This is a genomic window from Citrifermentans bremense R1 (assembly GCF_000426865.1).
GTDB classification, from domain to species: domain Bacteria; phylum Desulfobacterota; class Desulfuromonadia; order Geobacterales; family Geobacteraceae; genus Geomonas; species Geomonas bremensis.
The window spans coordinates 70,545-88,405 of sequence record NZ_AUGE01000014.1 but is presented as its reverse complement, the minus strand read 5'-3'; the positions used below and the strand labels follow the sequence as shown (position 1 = coordinate 88,405).

Genomic DNA, 17,861 nt, shown 5'->3' with positions numbered 1-17,861 from the left:
AACCGGAGGAGGTCGTTATGTTCACAGGGAATCAGGTTTCACCGTTGGAAAGACGGCACCCGATTCTGACCGGCATGGCAGCGGGTCTTGTTGCCGGCGCCGTCGCCGGTGCAAGTGAAAAGTTGCTGGACCGGTTGGTGAGCAAAAAGCAGAAAAGGCGCGACAGGAAGGTGCGGGAAGGTTCCGCCCACCAGGTCGCCGGGCCCCGCTTCGCCTCGAAACTCCTGGGCCGGCGGCTCGACCCGCAGGAGAAACGGCGCGCCAACTTAGCATTCGGGGTGGCCTACGGGGTCGGGTGGGGCTTGATCCATGGCGGCCTGAGGAAGCGCTTTCCGCTTCTTGGGCGCTGGGGCGGGCTTCCTTTCACCCCCCGCATGCACGGGATCCATCATTCGGTGGTTCGCGGAGAAACCGATTCCAACTGGGGCACCATTTTTTCCTGGCCCGACTACCTGCAAGGGACCGTGCGGCTGAACGTCCTGCAGGACGGCATAGACATAGGTGTGGTCGGCTATCAGGACCCGGCGCAGCTGACCCTGGGGAAAGTTTTGGCCATGCCGTTCCAACCCGAGATCAAGGCCATTGCTCCGGAAGGGCGGCTGCTGCCTGTGCCGAGGACCGCGCTGGCGCCGTGACGGTTGCCCCAAGAGGAAACAAAAAAAGAGACCCGGGTCGAGCTTCGCCCCGGGTCTCTTCGTTTATCCGTAACCGATGGCGCAGTCACGCCAGCGGCCCCCTGGGCGGATCCTTGGGACGGGTCTTCACCACCCCTGTCAGTATCGCTATCCCCAGGAGGATGATGCAGACGATGGCTATCTTGAACATGGCCAGTCCAGCCTCGACCAGGGCCCAGGCGATGCCTCCGATGACGAGCATGAACCCGGCGACATAAAGTGCGAATGACATGGGGATCCTCCTTTACGGATGCCGCTTTTGGGGAGGTGCCGGGGGAGCCGCGGCATGGTTACTGGTTGGCTGTGGTTAGTGTTAGTTAATTTGAAGGGCAGGTTTAAATCTATCGGGCCAGGTGGGGATGTCAATCTCTGCCGGGGTTGCCAGATGAAGGAGGAGGGTTACGGGTGCGGTCAGAAGGCTTGGTAAAGCGGGCCTTCTGAATCAAGGTGGATCAGGTACAGTCTCGTGTCGAACTCAAACTGGTGGTAGGACGGCTCCATGTATTCGCAGAGCTGGTAAAAGGCCTTGTTGTGCTCCTTCTCCTTCAGGTGGGCCAGTTCGTGGACTACGATCATCCTCAGGAACTCTATCGGGGCGAGCTTGAAGAGCGCGGCGATCTTTATCTCGTGCTTTGCCGTGAGCTTCGCCCCCTGCACCCGCGACACGAAGGCGTGCAGTCCGAGGGCGTGGTTCATGACGCTGATCTTCGGGTCGTAGCTTACCTTGCTGAGCGGTTGCGACTTGCGGAGGAACTCGTTCTTTAAGGCGACGGCGAAGTCGTAAAGGGCCCGGTCGGTCCGGATCTGGTGCGGGGTGGGGTACTTGGCGAGCAGCACGCTCCCCAACTTGTTGTCGGCTATCAACCGCTCCACTTTGCTGGTGACGCTCTCGGAATAGCCGGCGAGGTATTTCAGTCCGTGCATGTACTTCTCTTCTAAAGGAAAAATGAGTCGAAAACAGGGGAGAAGGTAACACATCGGTGGGCTAAGTGCTGCAAAAAAGTGGCGCCGCAGAATATGACGGCGCCGCCATTTAAAACAATTGGCAAGGAGAACGTCTGAGGACTTCTGAGAAAGCCTAAGGAGTAAAGCGTTAATCAGTATCTGTAACAGGTCTTGCTGGATCGCTCTGCGTGCCTTTCGATTACCCCTTGCAGGTAGTGCGAACCGAGCTGGCTGCGGACCAGGGCCTGTTTCACCGGAGGAAGTTTCAGGATGGCGCCCACGATGGCGGCCATGGCGCGGTGGCTGAAGAGCGCGCGGTTGTCCCAGATGAGATGCTGCAGCTTGCCCTGCTCAAGCGCCATCAGCACGATACGGTGGGCGCTGTCGACCGGGGTAATGACCCGCTCAGCCCTTGGTTTCAACGTGATCGCCGCGCTGCGGCAGACCCTGACGCAGACTCCGCATCCCAGGCAGCGTTCGCTGTCCTGCACGCATCTCCTAAGCCACGGGTGCTGCGGGTCGTTGGCAGATATGAGCCGCACCGCTTCAGCGGGGCAGGCATCGATGCACCGGCCGCAGCCGCTGCATTGGGTGGCGGTTAATTCCGCTATGAAGTTGGTGCTGTGCACGGGCTGCACGTTGCAGAATTTGCGTGCTGCTATCAGCGCTTCGCAGCAGCAGCTGCAGCAGTTGCAGATGAAGGAAAGACCTCCCTGCACGTTCTCCCCGAACTGGACCAGGTTATGCTCCCGCGCCTGCTGCAGCAGGTCCAGGCAATTGGCGCTGTCGATGGCGCGGGCGTGGCCGTGCCTGATCAGCGAGTCCGCAACCGGCCCGAAAACCATGCAGGTCTCCATCGGCGCGGCACAGGCGCGCCCGAGGTGCTGCATCTTATGGCGGCAGTAGCAGGTGCCCACACCGATCTTCTTCGCCTCCTTGATCACCTCGCTGGCACGCTCGTAGTTGTAGACCCGGGTGATGTGCGCGGGGGGGACCTCGTTCTCGCCGACCATGATCCTGCCGATCCTGGTTCTCCCCTCCATGAACAGCCCGCTGATGAACTCCTGCTCCTGGTTCAGGTACTGGTACAGGAGCAGGCTCAGCGCCGCCTGGTCGATATCCGCCCTGACCCGCATCAGAGAAAACTCGAAGAAGCCCGCCATCGGCGGGGGGAGCACGTAGAGCTTCTCGCCGTCGTGCTCGGCATCCAGTAGCAGCGCTCGTTTCGCCAGCTCTTCGAGCGTGCGGAATGCCTCGACTTCCCTCACCCTCCAGATCTCCGCCGCCTTGGCGGGGGAGAACGGATGCATGGGGAGCAGCCCCACCAGTTTCGCCTCTTTCTCAGTAAAGAGCAGGGCGAGGATCTTGGTGAGCAATTCGGAGGGTGGAGCGCCTTGAGGGAATCGGTTCAGGCGCTCCATCAGTGAGCTGTACGCTTTGTGACGGTTTAGGTGCGGCATAGACGCTCTCCGATGACGCGGTTGCTGCAGGAGTGAACACAGAACTCCGCAGCCGCGGAAGTTTGTGACAATAAGCATCGATGGTGAGAGTATGCTGCCTACGGCAGGTACTTACGGGCCGGAAACAGATGCTGCAATTAAAAAACTTTAAGAGTATAACCTCCATTCGGATGCCTGCAATCATTGTTGACGACAGCACTGCGACCATTGTGTCTCTGCGACTGAAAGAGCAGGTCGGGGCCTGTTCTCTTCCGCCCCCGGCCGGAGGAGGATTGTCAACCTGGGTTGGTTGTCAGGTTGACGAATCCGGAGTTCCTGTGCTAATAACAATGGTCGGCTGGGAACCGGGGAATCTGTCATAGGAGGGAGAGGCTGTGCAGACATTTGCTGAAGAGCTTGAAGCCCTGCGCGCGGAGGGACTGTACCGCAGCATGAGGGTCATCAAAGGCGCACAGGGAAGCCGGGTGGAGCTTGACGGGAAGCAGGTTCTCATGCTCTGCTCCAACAACTACCTGGGGCTTGCCGATCACCCCGAGCTGAGAAGCGCCGCTGTATTCGGTGTGGCCTTCGGTGTCGGCAGCGGCGCCTCGCGGCTGGTTTCCGGCACCATGGAGCTGCACGAAAAGCTTGAGGAGCGGATCGCCGCCTTCAAGGGGACCGAGAGGGCCCTGTTGTTCAACTCCGGCTACGCCGCCAATACCGGTATCGTTTCCGCCCTCGTCGGGCGTGGCGACGCCATCTTCTCGGACCGGCTCAATCACGCCAGCATCATCGACGGCGCTCTTCTCTCCCGGGCCGATTTGCACCGCTACCCGCACCGTGACATGGCGGCCCTGGAGCGGCTGCTGCAGGACAAAGGCGGCAACGGGCGGCGCCTCATCGTCACCGACGGGGTGTTCAGCATGGACGGCGACATCGCCCCGTTGCAGGACCTCGTGCGGCTGGCCAAGAAGTACGGCGCCCTGCTCATGGTCGACGACGCACACGGCACAGGCGTACTCGGCCCGACCGGGCGCGGCAGCGGCGAACTGCTGGGCGTCATGGACGGGATCGACATCCACATGGGGACCCTTGGCAAGGGGCTCGGAAGCTTCGGCGCCTACGCGGCTGCGTCCGCAACCATCTGCGATTACCTGGTGAACAAGGCGCGCAGCTTCATCTTCTCTACCTCGCTCCCCCCGGCCGTGCTGGCCGCCTCCATTGCGGCCATCGAACTGGTGGATTCGCCGGAAGGAAAAGAGCTGAGGGAGAAGCTTGCGGCGAACGTCGCGCTTTTCAAGGAGAAGCTGGCGCAGGCGGGTTTCGACACCATGGGGAGCGAGACCCAGATAGTCCCCATCTTTGTGGGACCGGCCGACGCCACTATGGAATTCAGCAAGGAACTCCTGGAGCAGGGGATCTTCGTACAAGGGATCAGGCCGCCCACGGTCCCGTCGGGGAGTTGCCGGCTGCGCTGTACCATCATGGCAACGCACGAAGCGGCCGAGCTGGAAGAAGCCGCGGGTATCATCGCGCAGGTGGGGCAGAAGCTCGGGGTGGTTTAAACAAAACTTCACTAAACCAAAGCTCACCACAGAGGTTCACAGAGGAAAAGACAAAGCGGACACAGAGGAAAGCACAACTTCAGGGGAAACCTGAACGACGGGAAAACCCTCAGTGACCTCCGTGGACCTCCGCGACCTCTGTGTTCCGCCTTTTGGTTTTGAATTTAAAGTGGACAAGCTATGCCCTTCATCGAAACATCGTCAGGACTCGCCCTTCACTACCAGGAAACAGGAGCCGGACGCCCGGTGGTATTCCTGCACGGCTGGGCCATGTCGGGGCGCGTCTGGCGCTTCCAGCATCCTCTGGACGACGCCTATCGGCTCCTCTTCTTCGACCAGCGCGGCCACGGACAGTCGGCTGCCGCCGACGGCTATACCATCGACGATTACGCGGGGGACGTCGCGGCGCTCTTTAGCCGGCTCGCTCTGGAAGATGCCGTCCTCATCGGCTGGTCCCTAGGGGTGCAGGTGGCGTTGCAGGCCTTTCCATCTGTCAGGGAGCGGCTCGCCGGGCTGGTGCTGGTGGGGGGGACGGCTCGTTTCACCACGGCGGACGACTACCCGCACGGGAAACCGCCGGTCGACGTGAAGGGGCTGAGCCTCAAGCTGCGGCGCGACTACCAGAAGACCATGGGGGACTTCTTCAAGGGGATGTTCGCGGAAGGGGAGATGGACCAGGCGCAGTACCAGCGGATCGTGCACGAGATCGTGATGGGCGGCCGCTCCCCCGACACCGAGGCGGCGAAGGAGTCGCTGAACATCCTGGCGACGGTGGACCAGAGGGACCGGCTGGCCCAGGTGGACCGCCCGGTACTGCTGGTGCACGGCGAGCAGGATACCATCTGCCCCGCCGCGGCGTCGGCCTACATGGCAAAGCGGATGCCGAAGGCGAGGCTGGAGCTGGTCCCCGGCTGCGGGCACGCGCCTTTCATGACGCGGCCGGAAGGGTTCAACGCGCTGGTCAGGAGTTTCATAGACGGGTTATTCAGATAATGCGGGCGGTTTATAGATGGCGGCAAAGATAGACAGGCAGAAGGTACAGGATTCCTTTCACCGGCAGGCGAACGACTACGACTGCCACGCGGTGGTGCAGTGCCGGGTGGTGGAAAAAGTGGTGGGGATGCTGCAAGCGCAGCAGCTTACCCCTGCGCGGCTTTTGGACATAGGGGCCGGGACCGGCCGCCTGCTGGGGAGGGTGACGGAGCTCTACCCCGAAGCCAGCGCAGTCGGCGCGGACCTCGCCCCGGGGATGTGCCGCGCGGCTGCCGAAAACCTCGCCGGGAAACGGGTGGAGATGGTGAACGCCGACGCCGAAAATCTCCCCTTTCCCCCGGCAAGTTTCGACCTGGTACTCTCCACCTCGACCTACCAGTGGCTCAGCTCGCTCGACCAGGCCTTCTCCGAGGCGAGTCGCGTGCTCGTGCCGGGCGGGCTTTTTTGCTTCGCGCTCTTCGGCGAGAGGACCCTGTTCGAGCTGCGCGATTCCTACCGGAGCGCCTTAAGCGGTGCCTCTGACCGCAGCCACAGCTTCTTTTCCAGCTCTGAAGTCGAGGAGGCCATGGAGAGGGTCGGCTTTGCTGGCGCCACGGTTACTTCGGAACTGGAAGTGGAGATGCACCCCGACGTAGCGGAGCTGCTCCGCTCGCTCAAGCGGATCGGGGCCGGGACCACCGCGCCGGTCGCAGCTGGCGGGCTCTCGGAACGGCGGATCATGCTGGACATGATGGCAACCTATCAAAGGGAGTTCGGGCGGGAGGACGGCATTCCCGCTACCTACGAGGTCATTTACGGCGTGGCCTGCAAAGCAAAGTAGCACCCTTTTCCACTCCTCCTCGCCGTGGGAGGGCGGTTCCTGCTCCCTCTCCCAGAGGGAGAGGGTATGTCTGGTAGGATGCAAAGCTGGAGCTTGGTAACCAGGAAAACGACAAAGGGGGCGCCCATTCAATGGACGCCCCCTTTGTCGTTTCAACTTGCCGGCCCCCGGCTACACCCTGGTCAGCTGCCGGTACATGATCCGGTGCGGCTGGTCGGCCGCGGTCCCAAGGCGGGCGTGGCGGTCTTCCTCGTACTCGGAGTAGTTACCCTCGAACCAGACCACCTTGCTGTCCCCCTCGAAGGCGAGGATGTGGGTGGCGATGCGGTCCAGGAACCAGCGGTCGTGGGAGATGACCACGGCGCAACCGGCGAAGTTCTCCAGCGCCTCCTCCAGCGCCCGCATGGTGTTCACGTCCAGGTCGTTGGTCGGTTCGTCGAGCAGGATGACGTTCCCCCCCTCCTTGAGCATCTTCGCCAGGTGAACGCGATTCCTCTCGCCGCCGGAGAGCATGGCGAGCTTCTTCTGCTGGTCGGCGCCGGAGAAGTTGAACCTTGCCACGTAGGCGCGGGAATTGACCAGCTGCTTGCCCAGCTGAAGCTGCTCCTGCCCGCCCGAGATCGCCTCCCAGATGGTCTGCTCCGGGTCGAGCGCGTCCCTGCTCTGGTCGACGTAGGCGAGCTTCACCGTCTCGCCGATCTTGAAGTTCCCCGAGTCCGGCTTCTCCTCGCCGGTGATCATGCGGAAAAGCGTGGTCTTGCCGGCGCCGTTCGGGCCGATCACGCCGACGATGCCGCCGGGCGGGAGGCGGAACTCCATCCCCTCGACCAGGAGCTTTTCGCCGTACCCCTTGGCTACGTTCTCTGCCTCGACCACGACTCCGCCCAGGCGCGGCCCCGGCGGAATGTAGATCTCCAGGTCGCGCCCGCGTTTTTCGCTCTCGGTGTTCAGCATGTCCTCGTAGGAGTTGATGCGCGCCTTACCCTTCGCGTGGCGCCCCTTCGGGGACATCCTGATCCACTCCAGTTCGCGCTTCAAGGTCTTCTGGCGCTCGCTCTCGGTCTTCTCTTCCTGCGCCAGGCGCTTCTCCTTCTGCTCCAGCCAGGAGGAGTAGTTCCCCTGCCACGGGATCCCCTGGCCGCGGTCCAACTCCAGGATCCAGCCGGCCACGTTGTCCAGGAAGTAGCGGTCGTGGGTGACGGCGATGATGGTGCCGGCGTAGCGCTGCAGGTGCTGCTCCAGCCAGGCGACGGATTCGGCGTCCAGGTGGTTGGTCGGCTCGTCCAAGAGGAGGATGTCCGGCTTCTGCAAAAGGAGCCGGCAAAGCGCCACGCGCCTTTTCTCGCCGCCGGATAGGTTCGCCACGTTGGTCTCGGGGGGAGGGCAGCGCAGCGCGTCCATGGCGAGCTCAAGACGGCTGTCCAGGTCCCAGGCGTCGAAGTGGTCCAGCTTCTCCTGCACCTTGGCCTGGCGGTCGCAAAGCTTCTCCATGTCGGCGTCGCTCATCTCCTCGCCGAATTTCATGTTGATCTCGTTGAACTCGTTCATCAGGTCGACGATTTCCTGCACCCCTTCCTCGACGCACTGGCGCACCGTCTTATTCGGGTCGAGCTGCGGTTCCTGTGCGAGATAGCCCACGGTGTGACCCGGGGAGAGGATGGTCTTGCCGTTGAACTCCTTGTCCACTCCGGCGAGGATCTTCAAGAGCGAACTCTTGCCCGAGCCGTTCAGACCCAGGACGCCGATCTTCGCGCCATAGAAGTAGGAGAGGTAGATGTCCTTCAGCACCGGTTTCTTATCGTAAAACTTGCTCACTCCGATCATGGAGTAAATGACCTTATTCGGGTCTAGCGCCATCTCTGTCGTTCCTCCGTTTTATTATGACTTACGTTGCGATCTCTTTGTTTTCGTGAGTCAGGGTAATGACTTGGTTAATCTTGCCATTCTTACATGCAACGGGGGCGCTGTGTCAACTCCGATTCCCCAGAGTCGGTCCTTGACATTCTTTTCTTTGTATAGTTAAATCCGCCGGATCGATTAACCTAACGAGGGGTCTCTATATGCATACCTGCAGGCGTTTCATGTCCTATATCTGCGCCGGACTTTTGACAGCTGCGGCCGTTTCAGGCTGCGGCGGATCGAAGAAGAATGAGACCATTCCCACCACGGTAGCCATCTTCAACTCCCACAGCCTTATCTTCAGAAACAACACGGCGATGACCATGGGGTACAACGCGTTCGGGCAGCTCGGCGACAACTCCCTGGAAAATCGTGCCGTGGCCACCAAGGTCTTCGGGCTGGGCCACATGACCGGCGGGGCTGCCGGCGCCGAACATACGCTCGCCTTCAGCAACCACACCAGCGTGGTCATGGCTTGGGGTTACAACGCTTACGGCCAACTGGGCGATCCGGCCATCTCGACCTCCGTCAATACTGCTTTCAGCTCGACGCCGGTTAAGGTGCAGTTGGAGCGCCCGGTTACCGGCGTCGCCGCGGGGAGCTTCCATTCGCTGGCGGTAGCCAACGGCTCCATCTACGCCTGGGGCTACAACGGCTACGGCCAGGTAGGCAACGGGAACACCACCAATCAGAACAAGCCGGTGAAACTCACCAACTACACCGGGGCCTCGCTTAACATCGCAAAGTCCGTCGCTGCAGGCGGGTACCACTCCGCAGCGCTTTTGACCAACGGGATCGTCTACGCCTGGGGAGACAACAGCTACGGTCAGCTCGCCTTCAGCCCGAACAGTACAGCCAAGAGCAACATTCCGGTGAAGGTCCCGGTCCCCGTGACGGCGGGGCAGGTGGAGGCGATAGCAGCCGGAGGGAAGTTCACCCTCGCGCTCGAGGTGGTGAGGGATGCCTTCGACAAAATCATCGGTCAGACCCTGTGGGGATGGGGCTTCGATGGCGTCGGGCAGCTCGGTATCGATCCGGCGTCGGCCACGCTTCCTAAGCGGCAGGCAGGGAAGAACGATACGGCCTATACCCGTACACCTGTCGCTGTTCGCAGCATTCCCACCGCCGATGCGACTACTATCGTGATCAAGAAGTTCGTCGCCGGCACCGACCATATCCTGCTGCTTCTGGGAGCCCGCGACAGCAACGCCAGCGACGGATCCTGGACTGTCGAGGCGGTGGGGTACAACTACTTCGGGCAGCTCGGGGACAACATGGGGCTGGGCGGCACGAGCACCGAAATCAGCAGCTTCATGTTCGTACATACGATCGGCATCGGCGGAACCGGCAACCTTACCGGCGTCACCGACATCGCGGCATTCGGGCAGCATTCCCTCGCCAAGGTGGGAGGCGTCTGGTACGGCTGGGGGAACAACGACATGGGGCAGTTGGGCAACCCCGCTTCCACCTCCTCCGCCGGAAACCTGAAGATTCCGGTGCTGGTGCAGGGGCAGTAGGAATAAGAAACCAGGGGCGGGAAAGGGGCGGAACTCCTTTTGCGGGAGCGTCCTATTTCCCTGTTTTCCCTTGACTTAGAGTTGCCAATTAGTTTAGTTTGACGGATTGTTTTCACCCCCCAAGGCCAACAAGAAAGGTTGCAGATTACATGGAAGAGTTGAGCGAACTGCTGCTGCAGAGAAGACGCAAGGTAGATGCATTGTGGGAGGCGGGTATCAACCCGTACCCGAACGATTACCGGCCGCAACACACCTCGGCCGACGTCCGCGCCGCTTACGGCGACAAGGAAGTCATCGAGGAAGAGCCGCAGAGCTTCGTGGTGGCCGGCCGCATATTGATGCGCCGCTCCTTCGGCAAGGCCGCCTTCGTACAGGTGCAGGACCGCAAAGGGCGCATGCAGCTCTACATGAAGAAGGACACCCTGGGCGAGGAGCTCTTCGCCGAGTTCGAAAACTACGACATAGGCGACATCATCGGCGCCACCGGCACCCCTTTCCGCACCAAGACCGGCGAGCTTTCCTTAGCCGTCAGCGAACTGCGCCTTCTGACCAAGTCGCTCTTGCCGCTTCCCGAGAAGTTCCACGGCCTTACCGACGTAGAGACCCGTTACCGCCAGCGCTACGTCGACCTGATCGTCTCCCCCGACGTGCGCGAGGTGTTCTACAAGCGCTCCCGCGTCATCCAGCTCATCCGCGACTTCATGACCAAGAACGACTTCCTGGAAGTGGAAACCCCGATGATGCATCCCATCCCCGGCGGCGCCACGGCAAAGCCGTTCGCGACGCACCATAACGCGCTGGACATGGAGCTCTTCCTGCGCATCGCCCCCGAGCTCTACCTGAAAAGGCTCGTGGTCGGCGGCTTCGAGCGCGTCTTCGAGATCAACCGCAACTTCAGAAACGAAGGGATCTCGGTGCGCCACAACCCCGAGTTCACCATGATGGAGTTCTACCAGGCCTACGCCACCTTCGAGGACCTGATGAACTACACCGAGGAACTCCTCTGCCACGTGGCCCAGGAACTTCTCGGCACCCTCGACTTCAGCTACGGCGGCGAGCCGATCAGCTTCCAGCGCCCCTGGCGCCGCTTCACCGTGAAGGAGGCGATCCTCGAGTACGGTGACATCGACGCGAAGAGCCTTGAGGACCGCGACTTAGCCTACGCCTACGCGCAAAAGATCGGGCTGGAACTCCCCGAGGACGTCGGGTACGGCAAGCTCATCACCGAGATCTTCGAGGAGGTCGCCGAGATCAAGCTGATCCAGCCGACCTTCATCACCAACTACCCGACCGAGGTCTCGCCCCTTTCCAGAAAGAGCGACCAGGACCCTGAGTACGTGGACCGCTTCGAGTTCTTCTGCGCCGGGCGCGAGATGGCCAACGCCTTCTCCGAGCTGAACGACCCGCGCGACCAGAAGGAGCGCTTCCTGGCCCAGGTGGCCGCCAAGGACAAGGGGGACGAGGAGGCGCACTACATGGACGAGGACTACATCCGCGCCCTGGAGTACGGGCTTCCTCCCACCGCCGGCGAGGGGATCGGCATCGACCGCCTGGTCATGCTCTTGACCGACTCCCCGTCCATCCGCGACGTCATCCTGTTCCCGCAGTTAAGGAAAGAGGCGAAATAGATGCCCTTCGAGCTCTTCATAGGGCTGCGCTACCTCAAGGCCAAGCGCAAATCGACCTTCATCTCTCTGATCACCCTGATCTCCGTGGCCGGGGTCGCCTTGGGCGTCATGGCGCTCATCATCGTCCTCGCCGTGATGACGGGGTTCGAGGAGCAGCTCAAGGAGAAGATCCTGGGGACCAACGCGCACATCGTGGTCCTCAGCAGCCTCGGGGCGGTGCATGAGTACCCCCAGGTCATCAAGAAACTGGAAGGGATGGACGGCGTGGTAGCCGCCACCCCGTTCATCTACAACCAGGTCATGCTCTCCACCGGCAAGAACGTCTCCGGCGTGGTGCTGCGCGGCATCGACGTGAAAAGCGACGCCAAGGTCACCAACCTCCAGAAGTCCATGGTAGAGGGGAAGCTCTACACCCTGGAGAGCGAGGTCGGGAAGACGCCGGGACTGGTGGTCGGCAAGGAGCTGGCAAAGAACCTGGGGCTTTTCCTGGGCGACACGGTGGACGTGATCTCCCCCATGGGCAACATCACGCCCCTTGGCATGATGCCCAAGCTGAACCGCTTCCGCATCACCGGCATCTTCAACACCGGCATGTTCGAGTACGACTCGACGCTCGCCTACGTTTCGCTCAAGGAGGCCCAGCAGTTCCTCGATCTGGGCGACGTGGTGACCGGGGTGCAGCTCAAGGTGCGGGACGTCTACAAGTCGGACCAGCTGGCGCAAAAGATCAACCAGGAGCTAGGCCCTCCCTACCACGCCCGCGACTGGATGCAGATGAACAAGAACATCCTCTTCGCGCTTAAGACCGAAAAAAGCGTGATGTTCATCATCCTGACCCTGATCGTGCTGGTGGCCGCCTTCGGCATCGCCTCGACGCTCTTCATGGTGGTCATGGAGAAGACCCGCGACATAGCCATCCTGAAGTCGATGGGGGCGACCAGCCGCAGCATCATGCGCATCTTCGTCTTCGAGGGGGTCATCATCGGCGTCTTGGGCACCGCAATCGGCGTGCTGGGCGGATTGCTGGTAGCGCTCAACATGGAATCGATCGTGACCGCGGTGCAGAAGGTGACCGGCTTCGAGCTTTTCAGCAAGGACATCTATTATCTGGACCACTTCCCCTCCCAGGTGATACCGTCCGACGTGGTGCTGATCAGCATCACGGCGGTGCTGATCTCCTTTGCCGCGACGCTCTATCCTTCCTGGGCCGCCTCGCGCATGGCCCCCGCGGAGGCGCTCCGTTATGAGTAGCCTTCTCGAGGTGAAGAACCTATACAAGTCCTACGGCGAGGCTCTCGCCAAGGTCGAGGTGCTGAAGGGAATCGATCTCACCGTGGAGCCGGGGGACACCATAGCCATGGTGGGCCCTTCCGGCGCCGGCAAGAGCACGCTCTTGCACATCATGGGGACCATCGACCGCCCCACAAGCGGCGAGGTGCTCTTCGACGGGGAGTCCATCTTCGCGCTCGGGGACCAGCCGCTGGCCTCCTTCCGGAACCGCTCCATCGGCTTCGTGTTCCAGTTCCATCATCTGCTCCCCGAGTTCACGGCGCTGGAGAACGTGATGATGCCGCTTTTGATAGGCGGCGAGAAGAGGTCCAAGGTCGAAGGGCGCGCCCGCCAGCTTTTGCACGACGTGGGGCTGGCGCACAGGGTGACCCACCGGCCGGGCGAGCTTTCCGGGGGCGAGCAGCAGCGCGTCGCCATCGCGCGGGCGCTGGTGCGGCAGCCCAGGCTCCTCCTGGCGGACGAGCCCACCGGGAACCTAGACATGAAGACCAGCCACGAGGTGCACGAACTGCTCTACTCGATACAGCGCAGTACCGGCATCACGCTGGTGATCGTCACCCACAACGAGCAGCTGGCGGCGGGGATGAACCGCACCATCCGCGTGGTGGACGGCAGGATCGTGGAATAGCCGGAGCTTCCCCCTAAAGAGACAGGGGCGCCATTCCGGAGTTGTCGCTGCCGCAAGGCGGTCGTTCTTAGTTAGCTTAATTATTGACTGTATTTCTGGGGGCCCTTTGCTGCGTACTTTGCGTACATCGATTTCAGCCATGCTTGCCGTTCAGCTCCTGGTTTGCCCGACGCTGTCGTTTGCCCAAGGCGAGCACCACGGTCCGTCCGCCGCGCCGGCTCCGTCAACCCAGCCCGCTCAGCCTGCCGCCGCGCCTGCGGCCCCGGCCCCGGCCCCGGCGCAACCGGCACCGGCGCAACCGGCACCGGCACCGGCACCGGCGCAACCGGCACCGGCACCGGCACCGACGCAACCGGCACCGGCACCGACGCAACCGGCACCGGCACCGACGCAACCGGCACCGACGCAACCGGCACCGGCACCGACGCAACCGGCGGCTGCTCCCCAGCCCGGCGCCGAGAAAATCACCGCGGTCAAGATCAGCGGCAACCGGCGCATCGAGACCGCCGCCATCATGCCGGCGCTGCGGGCCAAGGCCGGCGAGGTGCTGGACCCGGCGAAGGTCGATGCGGACCTGAAGGCGATCTACCAGCTGGGGTACTTCAAGGACGTGAAGGTACAGACCGAAGCCGCGGACGGGGGCGTGGTCCTCGAGTACGTCGTGCAGGAAAAGCCGATCGTGCGCGAGGTGAAGGTCGAGGGGGCGAAGGAACTGAGCCCCGAGAAGGTGCGCGAGGCGGTGGAGATCAAGCCCAACGCCATCTTCTCCCAGAAGGACCTGCAAAAAAGCGTCAAGAAGGTGAAAAAGCTCTACGCTGACGAGGGATACTACCTGGCCGAGGTGACCGGGGACATCAGCATGCGCTCGGACACCGAGCTGAACGTCATCTTCCGCGTCAAGGAAGGGGACAAGGTCCTCATCAAGGAGATCCGCTTCGAGGGGAACCAGGCCTTCAAGGCGAAAAAGCTGAAAAAGGCGATGGAGACCTCGGAGAAGTGGATGTTCTCCTGGCTCACCGGCGCCGGCACCTACAAGGAAGAAACGCTCAAAAACGACATGGCGCTTCTCACCGAGCTGTACATGAACGACGGGTACATCAACGTGAAGATCGGCGAGCCGAAGGTGGAGCTTACCCCGGACCGCAAGGCGCTCCAGGTCACCATCGGGATCACGGAAGGGGAGCAGTACCGCATCGGGAAGCTCGACTTCAAGGGAGACCTGCTGGAGCACCGGGACGTGCTCTTCGGCAAGCTGAAGGAAAAAAGCGGGGAAATCTTCAACCGCAGCAGCTTGCGGGCCGACATCTTCACCCTTACCGACTTCTACGCGGACAAGGGATACGCCTTCGCCAACGTCGCCCCGATCACCAACCTGAACCGCGAGCAGCGCATCATCGACATCAGCTTCGACCTCGAGAAGGGGGAGAAGGTGAGCATCGACCGGATCAACATCGCCGGCAACACCAAGTCCCGCGACAAGGTGGTGCGGCGCGAGCTGAGGCTGGCCGAGGGGGAACTCTACAGCTCCACCGCGCTCAAGCGCAGCAAGCAGAACCTGATGAACACCGGCTTCTTCGAGGAGGCCAACCTGGTGACGGCAAAGGGGAGCGCTTCCAACAAGCTCGACCTGAACGTCGACGTGAAAGAGAAGCCGACCGGCACCTTCAGCATCGGCGCGGGGTACAGCTCGCTGGACGGCATCATCGGCCAAGGGTCGGTGCAGCAGGCCAACTTCCTCGGCCTCGGGCTCAAGATGACCGCCGCCGCCTCCTTCGGCGCCAAGTCCCAGACCTACAACCTCGGGCTCACCGATCCGTATTTCATGGACAGCAAGTGGACCATCGGGGGGGATATCTACCGCAACGAGCGGCAGTACCTCGACTACACCCGCCGCGCGACCGGCGGCGACGTCAAGGCGGGGTATCCCCTCTCGGATACCTTGAGCACCTTCTGGCTCTACAAGTACGAGCAGAAGGAGATATTCGACGAGTCGCCCGAGCTGCAAGTCAACATCAACAAGGGGACCATCCTGGCCCCGGACAAGACCTCGACCACCAGCGCCATCGTCGCCAGCATCACCAGCAACACCACCGATTACCGGCTCGACCCCACCACCGGGATGATGAACACGCTCTCCGTCGAGGTCGCAGGTTTTGGCGGCACCAACCGCTACCTCAAGACCATCACCGAGCATACGCTGTTCCATCCCCTGCTCTTCGGGGTGGGGTCGGTGCGGGGAACGCTCGGGTACGTGCAGGGGTTCGGCGGCAAGGAAATACCGATCGACGAGAGGTTTTATCTTGGGGGCATCAGCTCGCTGCGCGGCTACTCCTCGCGTACCGTAAGCCCGTTCAAGACCTCCGAGGTCCCTACCATAGATGGTACCGGTCTTGTACCGGGGGGGACTACCATAAGCCGCGTCTACCTGGGGGGCGAGATGGAGGCTGTGGCGAACGTCGAGTACACCTTCCCTCTGTTGAAAGAGGCGGGCCTTAAAGCCGTCCTCTTCTTCGACGCGGGGAACTCGGCCAACAGTCTGAACGACACCTTCGGCAACATCCTGACCAGCTACGGCGCCGGCATCAGGTGGTTCTCCCCGATAGGGCCGCTGAGACTCGAGTACGGCATACCCCTCAACCCCAGACAAGGAATAGACTCAGGCGGCAAGTTCGAGTTCTCCATAGGGAGTATTTTCTAAAACCATGCATTGCAAGGAGCAAGTCATGAAACGTCTTATCATCGCATTATTAGTGGTGTTTTCCCTTCCCCTCTCCGCGTTCGCCGCCGACGGCGGCAAGTTCGGCTCCGTCGACATCCAGAAGGTGCTGCTGATGTCGGACGCGGGCAAAGAGGCGAAGGAACAGCTGGGCCAGAAGGCGGCCAAGTACGAGGGGGAGAAGAACTCGAAGGAAGGCGAGCTGAAGAAGCTCAAGGGCGAGCTGGAAAGCCAGGGGGTGGTGCTTAACGAGTCCGCCCGCGGCGCCAAAGAGCGCGATTACCAGCAGCGTCTCAAGGAGTACCAGCGTTTTCTGAAGGACGCCCAGGACGACCTGCAGGCCAAAAACGATGAGTTCACCGGCAAGATCGTGGACGAGATCGTCAAGGTGGCGCAGGATTTCGGGCGCAAGAACGGCTACACCTTCATCCTGGTCCGCAACGAGACCATGATCTATCTCGACCCGTCCGCGGACGTGACCGACGAAGTACTGAAGGCGTTCAACGCCGCCAGGAAGAAATAAACAGAAGCGTTCCACGTTTCCGTGCTCTGAGTTCCACGTTAACGACCGGACCTGGTTCCCCCCTTGGCCAAGCCTCTCATCAGGCCAAGGGGGACTTGTCGTTTTTGACCTGGAACCTCTAACGGCGAACGTCGAACCTGCCGAGGTTTTTGATGAAGAAATCGCTTAATGAAATAGCGCAGTACTTGGGAGGGACGGTTTCCGGCGACGGCGAAGTCCTGATCGGCGGGCTCGCGACCCTGGACGACGCGGGGGAGGGGACGCTTACTTTTCTCGCCAACCCGAAGTACGCCGCCAAGGTCGCCACCACCAAGGCCTCGGCCGTGCTGATGGGGACCGGTGGGAACACCCACGGCAAGAACGCCATCTTCCACCCCAATCCCTACCTTGCCTTCGCCAAGCTGCTCACCCTGTTTTACACGGCACCGGCAAAGCCGGTCGGCGTGCTGCCGGGCGCCTTCGTAGCCGACGGGGTGAAGCTCGGTGCGGACGTCTCGGTGTACCCGGGCGCCTACATAGGCGCCGGCGCCGCGATCGGCGACCGGGTGGTCCTGCACCCGGGGGTCGTGCTTTACCCGGGCGTTGTGGTCGGCAACGACGTGACGCTGCACGCCAACGTGAGCGTCCGCGAGCGGTGCCGCATCGGCAACCGCGTCACCATCCACGACGGGACCGTGATCGGCTCCGACGGCTTCGGCTACGCCCCCGACGGCGCCTCCTACTACAAGATCCCGCAGATCGGCATCGTCATCGTCGAGGACGACGTCGAGATCGGCTCCAACTGCGTCATCGACCGCGCGGCGCTTGAGGCCACCCGGATCCGCCGCGGCACGAAGATCGACAACCTGGTGCAGATCGCGCACAACGTCGTCATCGGCGAGGACTGCGTCATCGTTTCCCAGGTCGGCATCTCCGGCAGCACCCAGTTGGGGAACCACGTAACGCTCGGGGGGCAGGTCGGTGTCGCCGGCCACATCAAGATAGGCGACAACGTCATGATCGGCGCCAAGTCCGGCGTAGCTGGGAACGTGGAGCCGAACCAGGTGCTTTCCGGCATCCCGGTGATGCCGCACCGCGACTGGCTCAGGTCGTCCGGCATAGCGCCCAAGCTTCCCGAGATGAAGAAGACGCTCTCGGCGCTGGAGAAGCGGGTGGCGGAGCTGGAAGCGAAACTGGCCAAAGGGGAGTAATTACCTCGGCTCCCTCGGACGGAGCCGGTTCAAG

Annotated in this window: 15 protein-coding genes; 11 read left to right on the top strand and 4 right to left on the bottom strand. The window is 61.9% G+C overall.

Annotated features, from left to right (window positions below; translation table 11 throughout):
- Positions 1-17: 17 nt before the first annotated feature.
- Positions 18-635, top strand: a complete 618-nt coding sequence (locus tag K419_RS24115) for a sterol desaturase family protein (RefSeq protein WP_226377677.1) — start codon at positions 18-20, stop codon at positions 633-635.
- 85 nt (positions 636-720) lie between these two features.
- On the opposite strand, the gene K419_RS0110505 is transcribed toward K419_RS24115, so the two are convergent.
- The 3 genes from K419_RS0110505 to K419_RS0110495 form a co-directional block, all read right to left on the bottom strand.
- Positions 721-906, bottom strand: a complete 186-nt coding sequence (locus tag K419_RS0110505; protein ID WP_026841549.1) for a hypothetical protein — start codon at positions 904-906, stop codon at positions 721-723.
- Between the two features lie 179 nt (positions 907-1,085).
- Entirely contained in the window at positions 1,086-1,598 is a 513-nt protein-coding gene (locus K419_RS0110500; RefSeq protein WP_026841548.1) for a M48 metallopeptidase family protein, read from the bottom strand.
- 173 nt (positions 1,599-1,771) lie between these two features.
- The gene (locus K419_RS0110495) at positions 1,772-3,079 is read right to left on the bottom strand and encodes a 4Fe-4S dicluster domain-containing protein (protein ID WP_026841547.1); all 1,308 of its coding nucleotides are present in this window, start codon (positions 3,077-3,079) and stop codon (positions 1,772-1,774) included.
- 374 nt (positions 3,080-3,453) lie between these two features.
- Between K419_RS0110495 and bioF the strand changes: the two genes are divergently transcribed.
- From bioF to K419_RS0110480, 3 genes are all read left to right on the top strand, one after another.
- Positions 3,454-4,623 (top strand): 8-amino-7-oxononanoate synthase, encoded by a 1,170-nt coding sequence (bioF, locus tag K419_RS0110490; RefSeq protein WP_026841546.1) that lies wholly within the window; start codon positions 3,454-3,456, stop codon positions 4,621-4,623.
- A gap of 180 nt (positions 4,624-4,803) precedes the next feature.
- Complete coding sequence (locus K419_RS0110485) at positions 4,804-5,616, top strand: alpha/beta fold hydrolase (RefSeq protein ID WP_026841545.1); 813 nt, start codon at positions 4,804-4,806, stop codon at positions 5,614-5,616.
- Positions 5,617-5,632: 16 nt separating this feature from the next.
- Positions 5,633-6,436 (top strand): methyltransferase domain-containing protein, encoded by an 804-nt coding sequence (locus tag K419_RS0110480; RefSeq protein ID WP_026841544.1) that lies wholly within the window; start codon positions 5,633-5,635, stop codon positions 6,434-6,436.
- Between the two features lie 171 nt (positions 6,437-6,607).
- On the opposite strand, the gene ettA is transcribed toward K419_RS0110480, so the two are convergent.
- On the bottom strand, positions 6,608-8,293 hold the full coding sequence (gene ettA, locus K419_RS0110475) for an energy-dependent translational throttle protein EttA (RefSeq protein ID WP_026841543.1): 1,686 nt from the start codon (positions 8,291-8,293) through the stop codon (positions 6,608-6,610).
- 224 nt (positions 8,294-8,517) lie between these two features.
- Here ettA and K419_RS0110470 point away from each other — a divergent pair, with 224 nt between their 5' ends.
- The 7 genes from K419_RS0110470 (at position 8,518) to lpxD (ending at position 17,827) form a co-directional block, all read left to right on the top strand.
- Entirely contained in the window at positions 8,518-9,852 is a 1,335-nt protein-coding gene (locus K419_RS0110470; protein WP_226377676.1) for an RCC1 domain-containing protein, read from the top strand.
- Between the two features lie 149 nt (positions 9,853-10,001).
- Positions 10,002-11,480, top strand: coding sequence for a lysine--tRNA ligase (gene lysS / locus K419_RS0110465; protein ID WP_012529270.1), 1,479 nt, complete (start codon positions 10,002-10,004; stop codon positions 11,478-11,480).
- On the top strand, positions 11,481-12,731 hold the full coding sequence (locus K419_RS0110460) for a lipoprotein-releasing ABC transporter permease subunit (RefSeq protein WP_026841541.1): 1,251 nt from the start codon (positions 11,481-11,483) through the stop codon (positions 12,729-12,731).
- A complete protein-coding gene (locus K419_RS0110455; protein WP_026841540.1) occupies positions 12,724-13,398 on the top strand; it encodes an ABC transporter ATP-binding protein in 675 nt (224 codons plus the stop codon). Before K419_RS0110460 ends, K419_RS0110455 begins: the two co-directional genes overlap by 8 nt.
- 139 nt (positions 13,399-13,537) lie before the next feature.
- Complete coding sequence (gene bamA / locus K419_RS0110450) at positions 13,538-16,096, top strand: outer membrane protein assembly factor BamA (RefSeq protein ID WP_026841539.1); 2,559 nt, start codon at positions 13,538-13,540, stop codon at positions 16,094-16,096.
- Positions 16,097-16,121: 25 nt separating this feature from the next.
- Positions 16,122-16,637 carry an OmpH family outer membrane protein gene (locus K419_RS0110445; RefSeq protein WP_026841538.1) on the top strand — a complete coding sequence of 172 codons (516 nt, stop codon included), beginning with the start codon at positions 16,122-16,124 and terminating at the stop codon, positions 16,635-16,637.
- Positions 16,638-16,789: 152 nt separating this feature from the next.
- Positions 16,790-17,827, top strand: coding sequence for a UDP-3-O-(3-hydroxymyristoyl)glucosamine N-acyltransferase (gene lpxD, locus K419_RS0110440; RefSeq protein WP_026841537.1), 1,038 nt, complete (start codon positions 16,790-16,792; stop codon positions 17,825-17,827).
- The last annotated feature ends 34 nt before the right edge of the window (positions 17,828-17,861 follow it).